The organism is Nocardia sp. 852002-20019_SCH5090214 (assembly GCF_001665865.1).
GTDB classification, from domain to species: domain Bacteria; phylum Actinomycetota; class Actinomycetes; order Mycobacteriales; family Mycobacteriaceae; genus Nocardia; species Nocardia nova.
Genome location: NZ_LZMK01000306.1, coordinates 1 through 18,508, shown reverse-complemented (window position 1 = coordinate 18,508; position 18,508 = coordinate 1). Strand labels below are relative to the sequence as shown.

Genomic DNA, 18,508 nt, shown 5'->3' with positions numbered 1-18,508 from the left:
CTACTGACCGACATCCTCGGCCGCGACGGCACCCAAACCAGCGCGGCCACCGCCGCCCGCGACCCCGACCTCTCCCGCCTCCTCGAACCGAAACCCAAGAGCCGCAAACCCTTGCTCCTCGGCGGAGTCGGAGCACTCGTCGCCGTAGGATTGGCCGCCGGCATCGGAGTGTGGGCAACCCAGGGCAATTCGGGCGGGACGGGGCCGGCGACCACCTCGGCATCGGCCGCCGCGACGACGACCGCGGCAGCGGCGTACACGTCGGTTGCACAAGCGCGCGAAGCGAATCCGACGTTCGCGGGCAAAACCATTACGATCGTCGATGTCACCAACGACGGCAAACTCGCCATCTACCTGGAGGGCACGCCGCAGACGAAATTCCTCGAGGACCTGGGGTTCGTGTACAACCTCAATTATTCGAAGAAGGGGGACGAGCCGTCGCCGCGGCCGATTTCGGACACGGACTACGACGCGTTCAAATTCTCGGACGACAGCTACGTTCTCGCGGTACGTAGCGACAAGAGCGCCGGAGGCGGAGGGCTTCTGGGGCTGCCTTTCCAGCTGACCAGCTCACGCGCCACTGTCGTTCCACTCGACGATGCTTCCACCGTTGCGGCGATTCGCAATTGGGGTGCGAATTCCGAGCAGGCCATGCTCACCAAGCTGGTGCCATTGCTGCACGACCGCATCCGCTAGTTTCAGCGTCGATCGGCTGAGAACATCACAGCCGATCTCACTCGTTCGAACACCATGCATATCAGGGGAGGGATAGTGCGAATATCGACACTCGCGTGTGTCGCAGCGTTGTCTGCCGCGCTCGCATTCACCGCGGCGTGCGCATCCGACTCGTCGGAGGACGCCACCGTGGCCGCATCACCGCATATCGACCTACACGACCTCGATGTCGGCAGCTTCGTCACAACATCCGGGAAGGTCGGCAGTCCGAATCCGGCCCGCGCAAGGATGGTCGAGGGGCAACGCCTGGGCAGCGTCGCACCGCTCGCGATGGAGATCGATCCTCGATTCAAATATCAAACAGGCCACGAGGACAACAGCGTTTATGCATGGCTGGACCCGGATATCGCGGGCATTCGATCCGATGACTTCGAAGCCGATGCGGCCGGCTTCATCGCCGGATTTTTCACGTGGGGTCGGTCGGAGCGGGATCTCGGAATTGCTCAGAACATTTCCTATTCCGTCCTACTCTTCTCCGATTCGGACTCCGCGACACATGCGGCCCATACTCTCTACGGTCGAGAAATAGACTTCCAGCAGCATGTGCAATTTTCCGGAGACACGTACCCGCACGGTCCTGTCACGGTCGATGGTCATCCCGACATCCTGGCTTGGAGCACCTACGACGGGGGGCTGAAGGCATTCGAGGCCTCCGGCCGATTCGTCGTCCACACCAGTGTGGACGACCAGCTCGCCAGCAAAATCCATCAACTGGACATGAACGAGCTGATCGACCTCACAACGAAAAGCATGTCTACGATCACCGCCCGCATGGCTACCTTCCAGCCGACACCCCCGGACAAGCTCACCTCGGTGCCGGTCGATCACGAGGACATTCTCGGCCGGACACTCAGGCGTTCACCCACCGACAACTGGAAGGACACTCCCGGCTTCTACGACCGGCACGGCGCTCTCCATCTCTCCTCCAGCCCGAGTGAGGACCAAAGACTCTTCGCCGAGACCGGAATGGACTGGATGGCATACAACGGGGGCAGGCTCTACCGCGCCAAGGACGCCGCTTCGGCTCAGAAAATTCTCGACGCACACTCGTCGTTGGGGAAGATGTACCGGCTGATGGACGCACCGAAAAACCTCCCCGCGGCCCGCTGCTACGAATATCACGGCGACGGTTTCGCACAGTTTCGTTTCGAATGCTTCGTGCGGTACAACGAATTCGTTGCGGAAATTTCTTCCAACCAGCTCATCGATATACGTCAGAGGACTTCCGCCCAGTACGCGATCCTCGAGAATCCCAAGTAGAGCCGGACAATCCGAATAATGTTTCACATGAAAAAGTTTCCGTTCCGAGTTTTTCTGCTCATCGCGACGCTCGTCACCGCGGCCGGATGCGGCGAGGTCAGATCCGGCCTTCCGGCAGCAGGTGAGATCGATGTGCGACATCTCGATGTCGGTCCGTACTCAACCGAACCCATAGACACATACAAGGAGTACAGTCACTCGGTCGCCAATGGTTTCGAATCGGGGATCATTCGGCTGACGAACCATACGGCTACCGGTCTGGATATCGACCCCAAGCTGAAGTTCGGGACCGGTACCCAGTCCATCGCACCGCTCAGCATGGACACGACAGCCAATGTCAGCGATGTGGAAAAGATCTTGTCGAAAGCAGGTGCGGCTGCAGCGGTTCGCAACAAGGTGATGTTCGGCTTCGCATCGGGAAGTAGCGACCATGAGCCCGATCGGTCGGGGACCTCCATGCCGGCGGCAACGCTGGTAACCCTCGGCGTGATGCAATTTCCGACCGAGGCGGATGCGGCTCGCGCTGCGGGCGAGATCGAGCAAGCCGATTTCGACGTAGCACGCGACGCAAACCGTTCGGTGCAGCTGAAAAACTTCCCCGAAGCCCATTCGCACTGGCAACCGGGCACGCCGACGCTCGGATCGCTGATATCGCGAAGCCGCTATGTGGTGAGTCTGTTCGTCCAAGTACCGGACGGAGGACTGCCTGATATCGAAGCGCTCGCGGAAAAGGCCTACGCCAAACAACTTCCGATGCTGGACGCCCTCCCACCGCTGTCCGCGTCGGACGCGGTGAAGCTGGACCCGGACACCGACGGGATGCTCCGACGCATCATCAGCCCGAACAAGTTGTACACCCCTGCCAGCGGTTCGTTGGCAACTTATGAGGAGCAGGGGTTCCTCCACTTCCAGAATGATCGTGCCGCGGCCAAAAGCCTTTTCGAGGCTACGCGCCTCGATCGCTTCACGGTCTCCGACGCCTACATTCCCTCTGCAGTCGACTACAGCGCGGCCGGAAACGCTCAAGCCTTCGGGAAGGGAATATTCAAGAACGCCACCGGCGGCGCCATCCTCTATCGAAGCTCCGGTGCGGCCTCCGCAGCGGACGCGTACTCGCGTTTACTGGAGGCGCCGGACGCGCATATGAGCCCGAAGAATGTGCCGGACTCGAAGTGTGCGCAGCTTCCCGATTCAGGGAATTATCGTCAATTCTCCTGCGCGGTCAGGTATCACAGCTTCGTCGCCGTCGTCTGGGGCCGACAACTGGATGATGCGCAACAACGCGCAGCTGCCCAGTACGCGTTGCTGGCCAACAGTGAGTGGATGTAGCCGAACACCGGCTGCTGCCCATCAACGAAAAGGCTGGCCACATTCCCAGTGGGATTGTGGCCAGCCTCTCGGTGTCGGACCGCGGTATTTCAGCCGCCGATCAGCTTAGCCGCCAGAATGTCGGCGCCCTGCATCTGCTCACCGGAATCGACAGTGCGAGTACCGAGCTGGGCGAGCGAAGCGCTCAGCTCGTCGGACTGCTGACGCCAGTTCTGCTGCACGCTGTGGAAGGCGTCGGCACCGCCGCTGCCGGTCCAGTGCTGAGTGATGAAAGTCTGGAACTTCTGTTCCATCTCCTCGAGCGCTGCGGTGATCGCCATCGCCTGGTTCTTGATCCCCGCGCCCGCCGCGTTGATCGCGCCGAAATCGTAAGAAATCTGACCGAAATCGCTCATCGATTTCTCCTTTCAGAGTCTGTGGTGAGTTTTCCGCCGGAGAGAAGGACTACGTCCAGTTCAGGCTGGGCGAGTTGGCCGACTGCTGCAGGTGCGACAGGTTCTGCTCTTCCATCTCGGCGTACTTGCTGCCGGCCGACTTCAGGTTCTCGGAGTTCTGCAGCAGCGCATCGTTCATCTTGTTCGCCGCGGTGAGGAACTGCTCGAACGTGGCCTGGAACGCCTTACCGGCACCACCCTGGAAAGCCGGGCCCTGCAGATCCGTAGCGTTTCCGTGGGCGGCCTGGATCATTCCGGCGATGTCCTGGTGCTTCTTTTCCATCTCCTGGGCGAAGGCATTGAGTTGGTCGCCTTCGGCGTGAAAGGGCATCGTGGCTCCTTCTATCGGTCACCGCGGGCCGCGGCGAGGAATGGTCTTTATCCTGCTAGTGGTTTGGACGCATGACGGGCGTCCTCGGTTCCATCGTCATGTCCCGCGCATCGGCGCAGTTCGACAGTCGATCGCATGGCTCGGATGCCTGCGGTGTGGATGTCTTGCACCTCCCCCTCTCGTGTTGAACAGCCCGTCTGCCGTCAGTCGGTCCCGCTCAGCGATGAGCATCGCGCCCCCGAGCGTTCCTGTTCTGTCGGCCGGTGGTACCTGGGGCGACGGTCCTGCTGGATATCGCGCATCAGACGTTCACACTGTCCGGATTCTGAGCCTGCCATCTTCTGCGCGGAATTTCCAGCGCCTTCGGATTTTCCGCTGTGGCCGTCGGTGATGACCTCGGCCACAGCGGTTTCGACACAGGCGCCGGTGCCCGTCATCAGGGTGCCGGGGTCCAGGCGGTCTGGATCAGGCTGTTTCCGGAACGGGCGACCAATGTGCCGCGGCCGGGCGGCATTTCGCTGAGCCTGACGTTGCCGAGCAGCGCGCCCTCGTCGCGGTTGCCGCTCATCAGCAGGCCGATGGTGCCGATATCCTTCATCCGGCCGATCAGCGGCTCGTACAGCGCTCGTGACGCACCACCCGAGCGCCGGGCGATGATCAGGTGGAAGCCGATGTCCTTGGCCTGCGCGAGATATTCGGTGAGGATCGACAGCGGGTTGCCCGACGGAGTGGACACCAGGTCGTAGTCGTCGACGATGACGTAGACCTCGGGGCCCGACCACCACGACCGCTCACGCAACTGCTGCTGGGTGATGTCGGGGCCGGGCATACGTGCCTTCAGCACACCGACCAGGTCGCGCATCATCGTGTCCAGCATCTCCGCCGACGGCGCATATCCCGCGACATGGCGGCCCTCGACCACGCCGAGCAGCGTCCGGCGGTAGTCGCCGATGATCAGCTTGGCATTCTCCGGCGTATTCGAGGCGACGATGTTCAGGATGATGTTGCGCAGCACATTCGTCTTACCGCATTCGGTGTCGCCGAAGATCAGTACGTGCGGTTGCTCGGCCATGTTGAGGAAGACCGGCGCGAGCTCGGATTCGTTGAGGCCGATCGGGATCTGCACGCACCGCGTGTACTGATCCACCGCGCCCGGCCAGCCACCGAGAACGTTGTGTACCAGTTCGTCGCGGTTGAGGACTTCGGGGAGCATGCGCACGCGCGGCGCCGGCCGGCCCGGGGTCGAGGCGACCAAGCGTTGCACGGCATCGGCGACACCGGCGCCGAGGGTCTCGGGATTCGAATTCCCGTCCACACGAGGCAGTGCCGTGAGCATATGCAGCGCGTCGGGGGTCATACCGCGGCCCGGACGGCCCTGCGGTACCAGCGAGGCCACCTTGCGGCCGAGATCGGAATCCATCGGGTCGCCGAGGCGCAGTTCGATGCGGGTGCCGATCTGGTCCTTGAGGGCGGGCCGCGCTTCCGCCCAGCGGTTCAGCGCGATCACGATGTGCACACCGTACGAAAGACCTTGCGTCGCAAGGTTCATGATCGGCTGTTCGAGCGAATCGAAATCCTGGCGAATGGAGCCGAAGCCGTCGACGACCAGGAAGACGTCACCGAAGGGGTCTTCGTGGGCGCCGGCCGCGGCGGGACTGCTCGCCGGGTCGGTGCCGCGCAGGCGACGGAAGTCGGCCATCGACTCGATACCGAGTTGGCGGAACCGCATTTCGCGCTGACGGACGATGGTCGTCATCTCCGAGATGGTGCGGCGCACCTTGTCCACATCCAGGCGGCCCGCGACGGAACCGACGTGCGGCAGGCCCTCCAGGCCCGACAGGGTGCCACCACCGAAGTCGAGGCAGTAGAACTGAACCTGTTCGGCGGTGTGGGTCAGCGACATGCCCATGACCAGCGACCGCAGGGCCGTGGACTTACCGGACTGTGGACCACCGACGACGGCGACGTTGCCGCGGGCGCCGGACAGGTCGACCACCATCGGATCGCGGCGCTGGTCGTACGGCCGGTCGACGATGCCGATCGCGGTGCGCAGGCTCGCGACCGGGTTGTATTCGCCGGTGAGGATCGAGCGCGGAATGAGCTGATCGAGGGTCGGCGCCGCGTCGAGCGGCGGCAGCCAGATCTCGTGGGCGGTGCGACCGTGGCCCTGGATGCGCGAGACCAGCATGCCGAGGTTGGAGATCTTCTCGGTGCTCTCGTCCTGCTGCACCTCTTCGACCGCACTGGGCTCGGGCGGCAACGGAATTCGGTCGCTCTTGCGGAAGGCCACATGGCCGGCGACGAAAGGCCTGGCGTTGATATCGATTTCGCCACCGACGATGCCGGCCTGGGTGACCTCACGCTGAGCGCCACCACCCACATACGCCCCGGAAACATAGGAGGCCTGGAAGCGCTGAATCTCACCGGAGTCCGACTTCAGATATCCGCCACCGGGACTGTTCGGCAGATTGTAGGCATCGGGCACACCGAGAACCTGACGAGATTCGTTGGCCGAGAACGTCTTCAGGCCGATGCGATAGGACAGATGTGATTCCAGGCCCTTGAGCTTGCCCTCTTCCAAACGCTGCGAGGCGAGCAGCAGATGCACGTGCAGCGACCGGCCCAGACGGCCGATCATCACGAACAGTTCGGCGAAATCCGGGTGCTGACTAAGCAATTCGGAGAACTCGTCGAGCACCACGAACAGGGCGGGCAGCGGATCCAGGTCGGCGCCGGCCGCGCGTGCCTTCTCGTATTCGGAGACGTTGGCGAAGTTGCCGGCCTGCCGCAGGACCTCCTGACGGCGGTTCATCTCACCGGCCAGCGCGTCCTTCATACGATCGACGAGATCGGCCTCTTCCTCGAGGTTGGTGATCACGGCCGCGACGTGCGGAACGCCCTCCAGGCCGAGGAAGGTCGCACCACCCTTGAAGTCGACCAGCACCAGGTTCAGCTGGTCGGGCGAATGCGTCGCCAGCAGCGAAAGCACCAGTGTGCGAAGGAATTCCGATTTGCCCGAACCGGTGGCGCCGATGCACAGACCGTGCGGGCCCATACCGTTCTCGGCGGCCTCCTTGATATCGAGGTAGACCGGCAGGCCGTCGGCGCCCACACCGAACGGCACGCGCAACCGGTCCCGGCCGTACCGCGGCTTCCACCCGTTCTCCGGGTTGAAGGTGCCGATATCGCCGAGCCCCATGAGTTGCGACCACGAACTGATGACCTCGGCGTTCTCCTCGACCACGGATTCGCCACCGCGCTGGACGGCCGCCACGCGGAACGGCGCCAACCGCCGCGCGACCTGTTCGGCCTGCCGTGCGCTGATGCGGTCGATGAGGGCGAAGCGTTCCATGTTGCCGGTGGCGCCGCGGCCGACGCATTCACCGTTCTCGACGACCATCTGAATGCCGCGCGAAACCGCCAGGCGCGGAGCGTAACTGCACAGATCGATGATGGTGACGCCCTCGTAGCCGGATTCGCGCAGCGAATCCTCTTCGGCCTCGAGCAGACCACCGTCGACGATGATGACGATGTGGACCAGATTCTGATTGGCCGGCTGGTTGCGGGAGTAGCGAACGCGGTTGTGCAGCAAAGGATTCAGGCCATCGGCGAGTTCGCGGATGGAACCGTAGACCATGCGCTCGGTGCCCACGCCGTCCTGGGAATCCGGGTGCTGGGTGTGCGGGAGCCATTTGGTCCACTCCCATTCGGCGGCGGTGTCGGGACCGCAGACCACCGCGACCAGCACCTGGTCCGGCGCCTGAAACATGCACAGCTGCAACAACATCGCGCGGGTCATATCGCGCGCCTGGGCGCGGTCACCGTTGAGCTGGATGGTGGCGAAGCCCTTGACCGCGATGGCGGTGGGCAGGTCCGGCACCGTGGAATGCGTACGTACGAAACGACGCAGCGATACGGCCGCGATCGGCTCGAGCTCCTCGACCGGGCCGGTTTCCGGCGAGACCAGCCGGGTGGCCAGGCGCTGACCGCCCAGGCCGATGCGCGCGTGGCAGAAGTCCTTGTCCCCCGGACGGCGTTCCCACATGCGGCTGGTGCCGGCCAGCATCCACACCAAACCCGGTTCCGGATGGCTCCATTCGACCGCCGCGCGCTGCTGGGAGGCGGTTTCGTCGACGTCCTTGCGGACCTGGTCCAGGTAGCGCAGATAGTCCTTGCGGTCCTCGTTGGCCTCGGCGGCCTTCTGCCCCTTACCACCCTGACCGGCGAACATGCCGACCATGGAGAAGACCATCATCATCGGGAACATCATGCTCATCGGGTTGGAGGCGATACCTCCACCGCGGGTGAACATGATGGCCATCATTCCGACCATGCCGACGACCATCACGACGGGCATCAGTTTGCCCAGTAAACTGCCAGGTATCGCGCGTGGAATCTCCGGCGGCGGTTGCAGTGTCACTTCGCCGCCCGGTGACCTCGGAACCTCCCGGCGCGCACGACGCTGGAACCTGACAGTGCTCATCGACGGAAGATCCCCCTTCGGCGGCTGTACTGCGGACTCAGTGTAGAGGCAGCGGCCGACATGTCGTACAGTTCGACCAGCATTCTGCACGGATCGGCCGCGCGACCGCAAACCGGAGCGCATGCTGAAACACCTGGTAGAGACGGAGTTGGGGGAAGCGTGACGCACGCGCGACTGGACCATATCGAAGAGGATTCGAGCCGCGGAATCGTCCGGGCGCCCGATCTGGCGCGGGTGACAATTCTGGCCAAGCACACGCAGGTCGATATGGCGATTCCGGTCGACGTTCCGGTCGCACTGGTCATTCCGAGCGTGGTCGACATGGTGGCGCAACACAGCCGCACCAACGATTTCGACAACAGCGGCGAACAGTTCCAGCCGGCCGAATGGGTGCTGGCGCGTATCGGGCAGCCGCCGTTCTCCAATTCGCTCAGCCTGGGCGAGCAGGGGGTGCGCGACGGCGAGCTGCTGATGCTGGAAAGCGCCGATCACGTCGCGCCCAGTCCGCTGTTCGACGACATCATGTACAACGTCGCGATCGCCGACACCGACCATTTCCGCAGCTGGTCGCCGCAGGTCGCGCGGATCACCGGATCGATCATCGCGGTGCTGACGATGCTCGCCGGATGCACCGGTCTGCTGGCCGCGCCGGATGCGATGGCGGGCTGGATCACCGGGTCCATCGCCGCGGTGCTGACGATTCTGCTGGTGGTGGCCGGCACGGTGATGAGCCGCATGTACGGCGACACCACCTCCGCGCTGGTTCTCGGCGGCTGTGCGCTGCCGAGCGCGTTCGCCGCGGGCATGTTGATCGTGCCCGACCATTACGGCTGGGCGAATCTGCTGCTCGGCTCGGTACTCGTCGGCGCGACGGCACTGCTGGCCTGGCGGGTCAGCGGGGTCGGTCTGGCCCTGTTCATCGGCGCCACAACACTTTCCGTCTTCGCATTTCCCGCCGCGCTGGTCGGCCTGCTCACCTCGCAGCCGGTCAAGGCCATCGGCGCCGTCGCCGCCGCGCTCGCGCTCGGCGCCCTGTCGCTGGCACCGCGAGTATCGATGCTGCTGGCGAAACTGCCGCTGCCGCCGGTGCCTTCGCCCGGCACCCCGATCGATCCCACCGAGGACGATCCCGACGACCACCGCGCGCTGCCCACGATGGACGTGCTGCGCACGAAATCCGAACGCGCGCGGATGTATCTGGCCGGCCTCGTCGGCGCGACCACGCTGGTGACCGTGATCGGAGCGCTCGCCTCGACCGATCCGTCCGCGGACAGCCCCTATTGGCCCGGCATCGCGCTGGCGCTGGTCTGCGCGGTGGTGCTGATGTTCCGCAGCCGCACCTACGTCAGCGCCGAGCTGGCGGTGGTGCTGCTCGCCGGCGGTGCGGCCATCCTGCTGATCATGACGGTCGGCGCGGCCTTCGTGGTGGAACAGCCGCTCGCGGTGTTCGGCGCCGCCATGGTGATGCTCATCGCCGCGCTGATCCTGGGCACCATCGTGCCGAACCAGTCGGCGACGCCGCCGATGCGCCGCGCGGTGGAGCTGCTGGAGTACGGGTTCGTCGCCGCCGTCCTGCCGCTGGTGTTCTGGGTAGCCGAGCTGTACACGCTCGTTCGATCGCTCTGAGCCGCGCATGAATCCGAAAATGTTCGGGCGCAGAGCAATTCGAGTCGCGGCGGTCGTCGCGGTGCTGGGGCTGAGCGCCTCGACCGGCGCGGGCGCCGCGATCGCGGACAAACCGGTGGTGAACCCGGGTGCGCTGCCGTCCGGCGGTAACCCGGCGCCGCCGGATGCCACCGAGCAGCCGGCGAATTCACCCTGTGCCAGCACGAGCACCGGCGGTGACGGCCCGACCGTGCCGACCGCGCAGCGCAGTCTGGAACTGGACAAGGCCTGGCAGTTCAGCAGGGGCGCAGGGCAATTGGTAGCGGTGATCGACACCGGCGTGATGCGCCACCCCCGGCTGCCGGGCATCATCCCGGGCGGCGACTACGTCTCGGCCGGCGACGGCACCGACGACTGCGATGCGCACGGAACCTTCGTGGCGGGCATCATCGCCGCGACTCAGATTGCCGGACAAGGTTTTTCGGGAGTCGCGCCGCAGGCGCAGATCCTGAGCATCCGGCAGACCTCGAGCTATTTCCAGAAGAAGGGCGCCGGCCGTGACAAGGGGCCCGACGCCATGCCCGAGGGGTACGGCACCACCCACACCCTGGCGCAGGCGGTGCGCCGGGCGGCCGATATGGGCGCGACGGTGATCAACATGTCCGAGGTGGCCTGCCAGGCCGGGGCGATTCCCGACGACGACCTCGGCGCCGCGGTACATTACGCCGCCGTCGAGAAGAACGTCGTGGTCGTCACGGCCGCGGGTAACAACGACAAGTGCAAGGGGACCAACCCGGTCATCGATCCGCTGGATCCGAGTGCGGATCCGTGGACGAAGGTCGATCTGAACGTCTCGCCCGCGCGGTGGGACGACTATGTGCTGCCGGTGGGCTCGATCGACGACAACGGCCAGCCCTCGAAGTTCACCGTGCCGGGCCCGTGGGTCGGCGTCGCGGCACCGGGTGAGAATCTGACCTCGCTCGACCCGCACTGGGACGATCCGCGCAGCAAGGGGACCGCCGTCGCGAAGGTGGATCAGCAGGGCAAGGCCGAGCCGATCTCCGGAACCAGTTTCGCCTCACCGTATGTCGCGGGGGTGGCCGCGCTCGTCCGTGCCCGCTACCCGGAACTGAGCGCGCTCGACGTCATCAAGCGGATCGAGGCCACCGCCCACGCGCCCGCCGAGGGGTGGAACCCGTATGTCGGATACGGCGCGGTCGACCCGGTGGCCGCGCTCACCGCACAGGTCCCGAACTCGTTGCCGCCCAAGCGGCCCAGTGCCGCCAAGAGCTGGCAACTGCCGGTGCCGACCACTCCCCCGGCCCCCGACCACACCTCCCGCAATGTGGCGCTGATCGGAACCGGTGTCATCGCCGTGCTCGCCGTGCTCGGATATCTCGCCTCGTTCCCGCTGCGCCGCCGCTTCGGTGATCGCGGCGAGTGAGGTTCAGCGCGGCTCGTCGAACCGCCAGCGCGTCGCGCCGCCCGGTTCGACGGTCGACAGCGCCGTCGCCGCGCGCACCGCGATGCGGTAGACGTACCAGGGCGGCGGGCCGGCCGACGGCGCGCTGAAATCGGCGGTCAGGGCCGTGCCCGACTCGTCGACCCGGCACGGCCATCCCTCGCCGGCCCAGTCGGCGGCCCGCTGTGCCACCGTCGCCGGGTCGGTGACGCGTTCGGCGGTGCCGTTCACACTGAGGTCGAAGGTATCCAATGCCACGCCGAGCGTGCAGCGCGGATCGCGAGAGATGTTGCGGGCCTTGCGTGTTCGCGGGCCGGTTTCGAACCAGAACGCACCGTCGACCCAGAGCGCGCCCACCGCGGTCATATGCGGACTGCCGTCAGGATCGATCGTGGCCAGCCAGCAGGTGTGGCGATCGGGGCCGCCCGTACCGGGCGCCTGCGGGAATCCGGCGTCCAGACCGGCCACGACGGCGGACCAGTCCAGCGGATCCAGCTCGTACAGTTCGGCGAGGTTGGTCGTCTGCATGGTGTCCATGATGGTGCGACGAGGCACGGCGACCGGATTCATCGGTGCGCGCGCCATCGATTCGTCCGTTATAGGCGATACGCCCTGGTCGGCGCGGGTGAATCCGCCCAAGATCGACACGGGCCGCCCGGGGATGACTCAGTATTTCTGACAGCGGCGGTCCAGCGGTACGGCCGTCGCGGGTCGTCGCACGAGGGGCAGGAACAGCCATGACAGTCGCCGGCAGGCAACGTCTCACTCCCGATCAGCGCAATTCGTTCATCGCGGCCCAACTGGGCTGGACGATGGACGCTTTCGACTTCTTTCTGGTCGTCTTCGTCTATGCCGATATCGCCGCTTCCTTCGATATGCCGAAATCCGACGTCGCGTTCATCACTACGGCGACGCTGATCATGCGCCCGGTGGGCGCGCTGCTGTTCGGTCTGTGGGCCGACCGGGTGGGCCGGCGCATTCCGCTGATGGTCGACGTCGCGTTCTACTCGGTGATCGGGTTCCTGTGCGCCTTCGCGCCGAATTTCACTGTGCTGCTGATACTTCGGTTGCTCTACGGCATCGGCATGGGTGGGGAATGGGGCCTCGGCGCGGCGCTGGCGATGGAGAAGATCCCCGCCGAACGGCGCGGCTTCTTCTCCGGCCTCCTCCAGGAGGGCTACTCGTTCGGCTACCTGCTCGCCTCGCTGGCCTCACTGCTGGTGATGAACTGGCTCGGCCTGTCCTGGCGCTGGCTGTTCGCGCTCTCGGTGATTCCGGCCCTGATCATCCTCGTGATCCGGACCCGCGTGGGTGAATCGGAGGCGTGGGAGAGCAGCCGCGAACATATGCGGCTCACCCAGACCTCGTTGCGTGATGTGGTGATGAACCCGGTGGTGATCCGCCGCTTCGCCTACCTCGTCCTGCTGATGACCGCGTTCAACTGGATGAGCCACGGCACCCAGGACGTCTACCCGACCTTCTTGTCCGCGGTCGACAACGGCGGCGCCGGGTTGTCCTCGGCGACCGCGAAATGGATTGCGGTGGTGTACAACATCGGCGCCATCATCGGTGGTCTGGTGTTCGGCAGCCTGTCGCAGAAGTACGGTCGCCGCTACACCATCATCTTCTGCGCACTGCTCGGACTGCCGATCGTGCCGCTGTTCGCGTATTCGACGACCGCGGCCATGCTGTGCCTGGGATCGTTCCTGATGCAGCTGGTCGTGCAGGGCGCCTGGGGTGTCATCCCGGCACATCTGACCGAACTGTCGCCCGACGCTATCCGCGGCTTCTATCCGGGCGTGACCTACCAGCTGGGCAATCTGCTCGCCTCGCTCAATCTGCCGATCCAGGAGCGGGTGGCCGAAAGCCACGGATATCCGTTCGCGCTGGCCGTCACCATCGTGCCGGTGCTGATCGCGGTGGCCTTCCTGACCCTGATCGGCAAGGAGGCCAAGGGAATTCGCTTCGGCACGAACGCGAGCGCATTACCCGAAACGCCCGCCCGGCAATAGCCGGGCCGGCTAGTTCTGCGGTTGCTGCGCCGACTGGTCCTGCTTGGAACGCACCAGCTGCTTGGCCGGATTCGGATCCGGCGCCACGCCGTCGTGGGCCACCATGGCCTCCTGACGACCGAGCGTCGGACCGGCGGCGAGCAGGCCGACGATCTGATACGGCGCGAGTTCGGGTTTGGCCTTGTCGGCGTCCATTCCCAGCGCCTTCTGCGCCGCGGCGTCCTTGATGCCGTAGCGCACGCCGGTGTCGGCGATGAAGAACATGCTGTCGCGGCGCTGGCTGTCGGCCTCGATACCCGTGGTCTGGACGAAGAATCCCGAGCCGGGTGTGGAGTAGAAGGCATCGACGTTCGGGCCGGACCCGTCGGCCTGCGCCAGCGGTGTGGTCTGCGCGCTGTCCGGGATCGGCAGCGAATGTCCCGTCAGCACAGCCAATTCCGCGCGCTTACTGCCGTCGGCCTTGTCGGCCGCACCGGACAGTGGCTTCCAGGACATGCATTCCACCGGCTGATCCTTCGAATCGACGATGGCCGGCGCGGACGTCGGATACTGCTGGACCGGAAGGTCGTTCGACGGCGGCGCCTGGGTGCTGTCGTACTGGCTGATCTCGGGATTTTCCGAAGCCGTCGGATTGGAGTTGCGGATGATGTCGGCGGTCAGCGGCGAGATGGCCTGCAAACCGTCGTGCAGGACCACGTAGTACTGATCCTTGGTGTCGACATGCACCACATCGCCGATGCGGTGATTGCTCAGCGAATACGCCGGGGTGCCACCGGGATCGACGATTTTCGGCGGCGTGATGGGCAGGACCTCGGGCACCGCGTTCAGCAGACCGGCACTGATCGGGCGGGGAGTCATCCCGCGGATCTTCAGCGCCTCGGTCACTTTCGGATCGTTCATATCGACCCGGGCCCGCTGATTGTCGTAGATCAGGTAAGCGGCGTCGCGACCCTGCACCAGCAGCGCCTTACCCGAATCCAGCTTGGTGGCCTTGGAACCCAGCGACGGATCGCCGGCGAGCACGGTGGTGGTCAGCTCGCGGCTGCCGTCGTTCTTCAGCTCGTCGCAGATCGACCATGCGCGCCCCTTGCCGTTGCCGTCGAAATTCAGCGACGACGGCGCGCCCGGAATGCCGATCAGCGCCCCCCGGGGCTTCTTCGACAGCTCGGATTCCTTGATGGACACCGCTTTTGCGGGTTCGCCGACCGCGAGCCGCGCCGACGCGAGGTTCAGCGACGGGTGCACGACGCCGTCGATGACGGCGTAGACGGCGCCGGAATCCTTGCCCAGCAGGATCTTGTTGTCGCCGATCGACCCCTGCGGCCGCAGCAGCGCGAGCACGCCGCAGCCGGCCAGCGCGACGACTCCCAGTACCAGCCCGGCGGCATAGGCACGCGACTGCGAGCGCATCGGATCGTGCAGCATCCGCACGTCCCGGCGTACCAGGGCGTGCTCCATTCGCCTGACCAGGAAGCGATAGCCGCTCACCTGCCAGCGCGTAGTGGGCTTTGAAGGCATGAGTCCTCCCCCGAACAGTGCTCGCGTTCGCCCAACACAGTACAGTTCAGCAGGACTGAAGTTCAGCTCGGCCATCGAGGAATCGGCCGACACCGGGTACTTGGGGGACGACGATGGCCGAATCCAGCGGCACCAACAGCCGCCCGCTCCTCGGACGGATCTCGCTGCCGAATCTGCTGGCCGCACAGTTACTGGGACTGCTCGTCGGCGTCGTCGTGCTCGCGGTGGGGGTACCCGGCTGGTACGCACTGGGTGCCGCGATCGTGGCCGGCCTGGTGCTGCTCGTCCCGATCGGCAAGCGCACCCTCGCCTCGTGGATCGCGACGGCGTGGCGCTATGTCACCCGCCAGGACTACGACCTCGGTGACACAGTCGATTTCCGCGGCCCGGACGGCCGCTCGCTCGGTCTGTACTGGGAGGGCAGCCGCGTCGTCGCCGTCGTCGAGGTGCTGCCGCCCAAGGGCGGTCTGACCCGGATCGACCGCAACACCGTGCACGCGTCGCATCTGCTGCCGCTGCCCGAACTGGCGCAGTGCCTGAGCCAGCACGACATCCTGCTGTCCGGTATCGACATCATCAGCCACGGCCACCGCAGCCGCTCCGGAACGCCCGCGGGGCCGATCTACGAATCGCTGCTCGGTCCGCTGCCCGCGACCGCACACCGAACCGTCTGGCTCGCAATCAGTTTCGACGCACTGGCCTGTCCGGAGGCCGCGGCCCGGCGCGGCGGCGGCACGGAGGGCGCGGGCCGGGCGGTCACCATCGCCACCCAGCGCATCGTGCGCGCACTCGAGGATGCCGACTGCGCGTCGCGCGTGCTCACCGCGCCGGAGATCCGCAAGGCCGTCTGGCAGATCAGCGCCGGTGTCGACCCGCGGGCGCTCACCCATCGCTGGCGCTATGCGGAACTGGGCAACAGCGTGAACATCGGCGCGGCGGTCGATCCCAAGCAGCTCGGCTCGGATCTGCTGGCTCAGCTGTGGGTCGCGCCGTCGCGGGGAACCACCGTGGCGGTCCGCCTGCGGCCGGGTAGTTCGCCCGAGACGGTGAATATCGGCGCGGCCTGGCGACTGACCGCCCGGGAGCTGCCGGAGAAGACCAAGCGCAAGGGCATGGTGTCGCTGAGCGGCCGGCATCGCCAGAGCCTGCTGGCCCACCTGCCGATCGCGATTCCCGGCGTGGACGACACCGTCCCGATGAGCCAGTACCCGATCGACGTGGTGGGCGTGCTGCATCTGCCCTCCTCCGGCTGCGGTCAGCTGATCGGCTCCGACGAGGACGGCAACGGTGTTGCGGTTCGCCTTGTCGGACAAGGCATTTCGACCGTCTACGTGGCGGGCGAGCTGTATCTGGCGCAGCAGCTGGTGTTCCGCGCACTGGCCGTCGGCGAGCGCATCCTCATCCGCACCGATCGCCCGCACGCGTGGGAACAGCTGGTCACCACCATCGGCAATCCCGAGCGGCTCACCATCGCGGTGGAAACCCATCAGAGCGATGCCGGATTCACCGCGGCCGTGGTCGACGGTGTGCTCGCGCCCGCACCGCACGCCGGTGTCACCACGATCTACGTCACCGGCGATCCGATGGGCTGGCCGGCCACCAATCCGGATCTGTCGATCCACCAGCCGGGCGCGATCGGCAACCATGTGGTGATGCGGACCGGAACCACTCAGGTCGATCTGACGCTGGTCTCGATTCCCCGGGAGACGACCTATATCGGCAGCCCGCGGGGCCGCCGCCCGATGCCGCAGCCGGATCCCCGGCAGCGAGTCGCGCAGGCGCACGGGTAATTTCGCCCCACCGGGGCCGAGTCCGGAGCACCTGCTCACGTCGGCGCGGCGGCCCGGCCCGCTCAGCCCGGATACGGATCGGTTCTGCGGGCCGTGCGCAAATGACGTGCCCACCAAGCCCATTGCCGCAGGAGCCGCTGCGCGGCGTCGACAGCGGCCCCGTCGGCGGTGTTGCCGTCCGCGTCGAATTTGCGTTTGGCCTCGTGGAAACTCACGGTCTCGCGAATCGACACCATATGGATTTCCGCGACTACCTGGCGCAATTGCTCGACAGCCCGCAGACCGCCCGACAGCCCGCCGTAACCGACGAATCCGATCGGCTTGGCCCGCCACTCGCGCTTGGCGCTGTCGAGCGCCGTCTTCAGCGAGGCGGGATAGCCGTGGTTGTACTCGGAGGTGACCGCGACGAATCCGTCCGCGGCGCCGATCCGCTCGCGGAAGGCCTCGACCTGCGGCGTCGTCGTCAGGTCGGTGGGCAGGGGGGTGTCTGCCAGATCGACGACCCCGACGTCGAGGCCGGCGTCGGCGCGGGCCGTCCGCAGGAACCAGTCGGCCACCACAGGCGCGAACCGCTCGGGCCGCACACTGGCGACGATGACCTCCAACCGCAGCGGATCGTCCATGGCGTCAGCCTAGTCGGCACCCTCGCCGCAGCGACGGCCTGCTCGCCGACCGCGCCGGCGGCACCGATACCCTGTGCCCCGGGCGAAAATCTTCGAGCACCATATTGGACGGCTATGGCCGATGGCCGCGACTGACGGGGCGCCGCGGATCGATCAGGAGGGGGCGAAATTCGTGATTCTCGGACATTGGTTGCTGATCGAAACACTCGACATTCCCCCCACCTGGTCGGTCCTGGCCGTCGACACCGCACCGCGGCGATGGAAGTCGTTGGCGCGCACCGTTCCCACCCGGCTGATGCCGATCCTCACCGCCGCCGCCGCGAGCGGTGAGAGGGTCGAGCGACAGCTGCCGAAGTCCCGACATGCCTGGTCCGGACATCACGCCTGCGCGATCGCGCTGACCGGGCCCGACGGTCGGGTGCACGCGGTGCAGCTGTGGGTGGGCCCCGGCGAGCCACCCGCGCCGCCGCCGGTCGCGACCCACCTGCTCGACGCGCGCACCCGGCGCACGGAAGTGCGTTCCGCCGGTCTGGGCCCGGCATTCGACCGCAAGCGCAGCGTCTGGATCGGAGCCGAATCCTTCGAACATGTCGAACGTTTCGACGATGCCCTGGATCTGGCCGCGATCGTGGCACGCGCCACACCCGGATCGCGCTGGTGCGGCGAAATCTGCGTGCGCACGCCGGACGGGCTGCGCACGTTGATGATGGCGACACGCAACTCCGCCGCCAGATACATTCCGGGATTGCGGCTGACCAGCGTCTCGACCGTGGCCGCCTCGAACGACTTGGGTTGCGGCGCAACGCTGTCGGTGACATCGGCCAGAATGCCGCGCCACAGGTAGGGATCGGCGGCGGAGTTGCGTGTCGCCATCATCAACGTGCGCAGCCCGTCCGGCGTGCGCACGCAGATTTCGCCGCACCAGC

Annotated in this window: 13 protein-coding genes and 1 pseudogene; 8 read left to right on the top strand and 6 right to left on the bottom strand. The window is 66.0% G+C overall.

All coding sequences use genetic code 11. From position 1 onward, the window contains the following. From A5780_RS41285 to A5780_RS24530, 3 genes and pseudogenes are all read left to right on the top strand, one after another. Positions 1–696: pseudogene (locus tag A5780_RS41285) on the top strand (serine/threonine protein kinase); the annotation flags it as partial. A gap of 168 nt (positions 697–864) precedes the next feature. Next, positions 865–1,995: a hypothetical protein gene (locus A5780_RS24535; protein ID WP_146102147.1), complete on the top strand. Its 1,131-nt coding sequence runs from the start codon at positions 865–867 to the stop codon at positions 1,993–1,995. Positions 1,996–2,022: 27 nt separating this feature from the next. Next, positions 2,023–3,324 carry a hypothetical protein gene (locus tag A5780_RS24530; RefSeq protein ID WP_064909704.1) on the top strand — a complete coding sequence of 434 codons (1,302 nt, stop codon included), beginning with the start codon at positions 2,023–2,025 and terminating at the stop codon, positions 3,322–3,324. A gap of 89 nt (positions 3,325–3,413) precedes the next feature. On the opposite strand, the gene A5780_RS24525 is transcribed toward A5780_RS24530, so the two are convergent. The 3 genes from A5780_RS24525 to eccCa form a co-directional block, all read right to left on the bottom strand. Next, the gene (locus A5780_RS24525; RefSeq protein ID WP_064909703.1) at positions 3,414–3,719 is read right to left on the bottom strand and encodes a WXG100 family type VII secretion target; all 306 of its coding nucleotides are present in this window, start codon (positions 3,717–3,719) and stop codon (positions 3,414–3,416) included. 49 nt (positions 3,720–3,768) lie between these two features. Next, complete coding sequence (locus tag A5780_RS24520; protein ID WP_064909702.1) at positions 3,769–4,089, bottom strand: WXG100 family type VII secretion target; 321 nt, start codon at positions 4,087–4,089, stop codon at positions 3,769–3,771. Between the two features lie 436 nt (positions 4,090–4,525). After that, entirely contained in the window at positions 4,526–8,572 is a 4,047-nt protein-coding gene (eccCa, locus tag A5780_RS24515) for a type VII secretion protein EccCa (protein ID WP_064909701.1), read from the bottom strand. A 159-nt stretch (positions 8,573–8,731) separates the two neighbouring features. On the opposite strand from eccCa, the gene eccD reads away from it, so the two are divergent. Both eccD and mycP read left to right on the top strand, forming a co-directional pair. Further along, entirely contained in the window at positions 8,732–10,198 is a 1,467-nt protein-coding gene (eccD, locus tag A5780_RS24510; protein WP_064909700.1) for a type VII secretion integral membrane protein EccD, read from the top strand. 7 nt (positions 10,199–10,205) lie between these two features. Beyond that, the gene (mycP, locus tag A5780_RS24505; RefSeq protein WP_231983072.1) at positions 10,206–11,621 is read left to right on the top strand and encodes a type VII secretion-associated serine protease mycosin; all 1,416 of its coding nucleotides are present in this window, start codon (positions 10,206–10,208) and stop codon (positions 11,619–11,621) included. Positions 11,622–11,624: 3 nt separating this feature from the next. Here the strand turns inward: mycP and A5780_RS24500 are convergent, their stop codons facing one another. Further along, entirely contained in the window at positions 11,625–12,224 is a 600-nt protein-coding gene (locus A5780_RS24500) for a pyridoxamine 5'-phosphate oxidase family protein (RefSeq protein ID WP_227462741.1), read from the bottom strand. A 152-nt stretch (positions 12,225–12,376) separates the two neighbouring features. Between A5780_RS24500 and A5780_RS24495 the strand changes: the two genes are divergently transcribed. After that, positions 12,377–13,651, top strand: a complete 1,275-nt coding sequence (locus A5780_RS24495; protein WP_063012570.1) for an MFS transporter — start codon at positions 12,377–12,379, stop codon at positions 13,649–13,651. A gap of 9 nt (positions 13,652–13,660) precedes the next feature. Here A5780_RS24495 and eccB read toward each other — a convergent pair whose 3' ends face one another. Continuing rightward, positions 13,661–15,169, bottom strand: coding sequence for a type VII secretion protein EccB (gene eccB / locus A5780_RS24490; RefSeq protein ID WP_064909699.1), 1,509 nt, complete (start codon positions 15,167–15,169; stop codon positions 13,661–13,663). 113 nt (positions 15,170–15,282) lie between these two features. On the opposite strand from eccB, the gene eccE reads away from it, so the two are divergent. Next, the gene (gene eccE, locus A5780_RS24485; RefSeq protein ID WP_064909698.1) at positions 15,283–16,959 is read left to right on the top strand and encodes a type VII secretion protein EccE; all 1,677 of its coding nucleotides are present in this window, start codon (positions 15,283–15,285) and stop codon (positions 16,957–16,959) included. 62 nt (positions 16,960–17,021) lie between these two features. Here eccE and A5780_RS24480 read toward each other — a convergent pair whose 3' ends face one another. Beyond that, complete coding sequence (locus A5780_RS24480; RefSeq protein WP_064909697.1) at positions 17,022–17,582, bottom strand: NADPH-dependent FMN reductase; 561 nt, start codon at positions 17,580–17,582, stop codon at positions 17,022–17,024. A 121-nt stretch (positions 17,583–17,703) separates the two neighbouring features. Here A5780_RS24480 and A5780_RS24475 point away from each other — a divergent pair, with 121 nt between their 5' ends. Further along, positions 17,704–18,426, top strand: coding sequence for a GAF domain-containing protein (locus tag A5780_RS24475; RefSeq protein WP_064909696.1), 723 nt, complete (start codon positions 17,704–17,706; stop codon positions 18,424–18,426). Positions 18,427–18,508 lie beyond the last annotated feature (82 nt).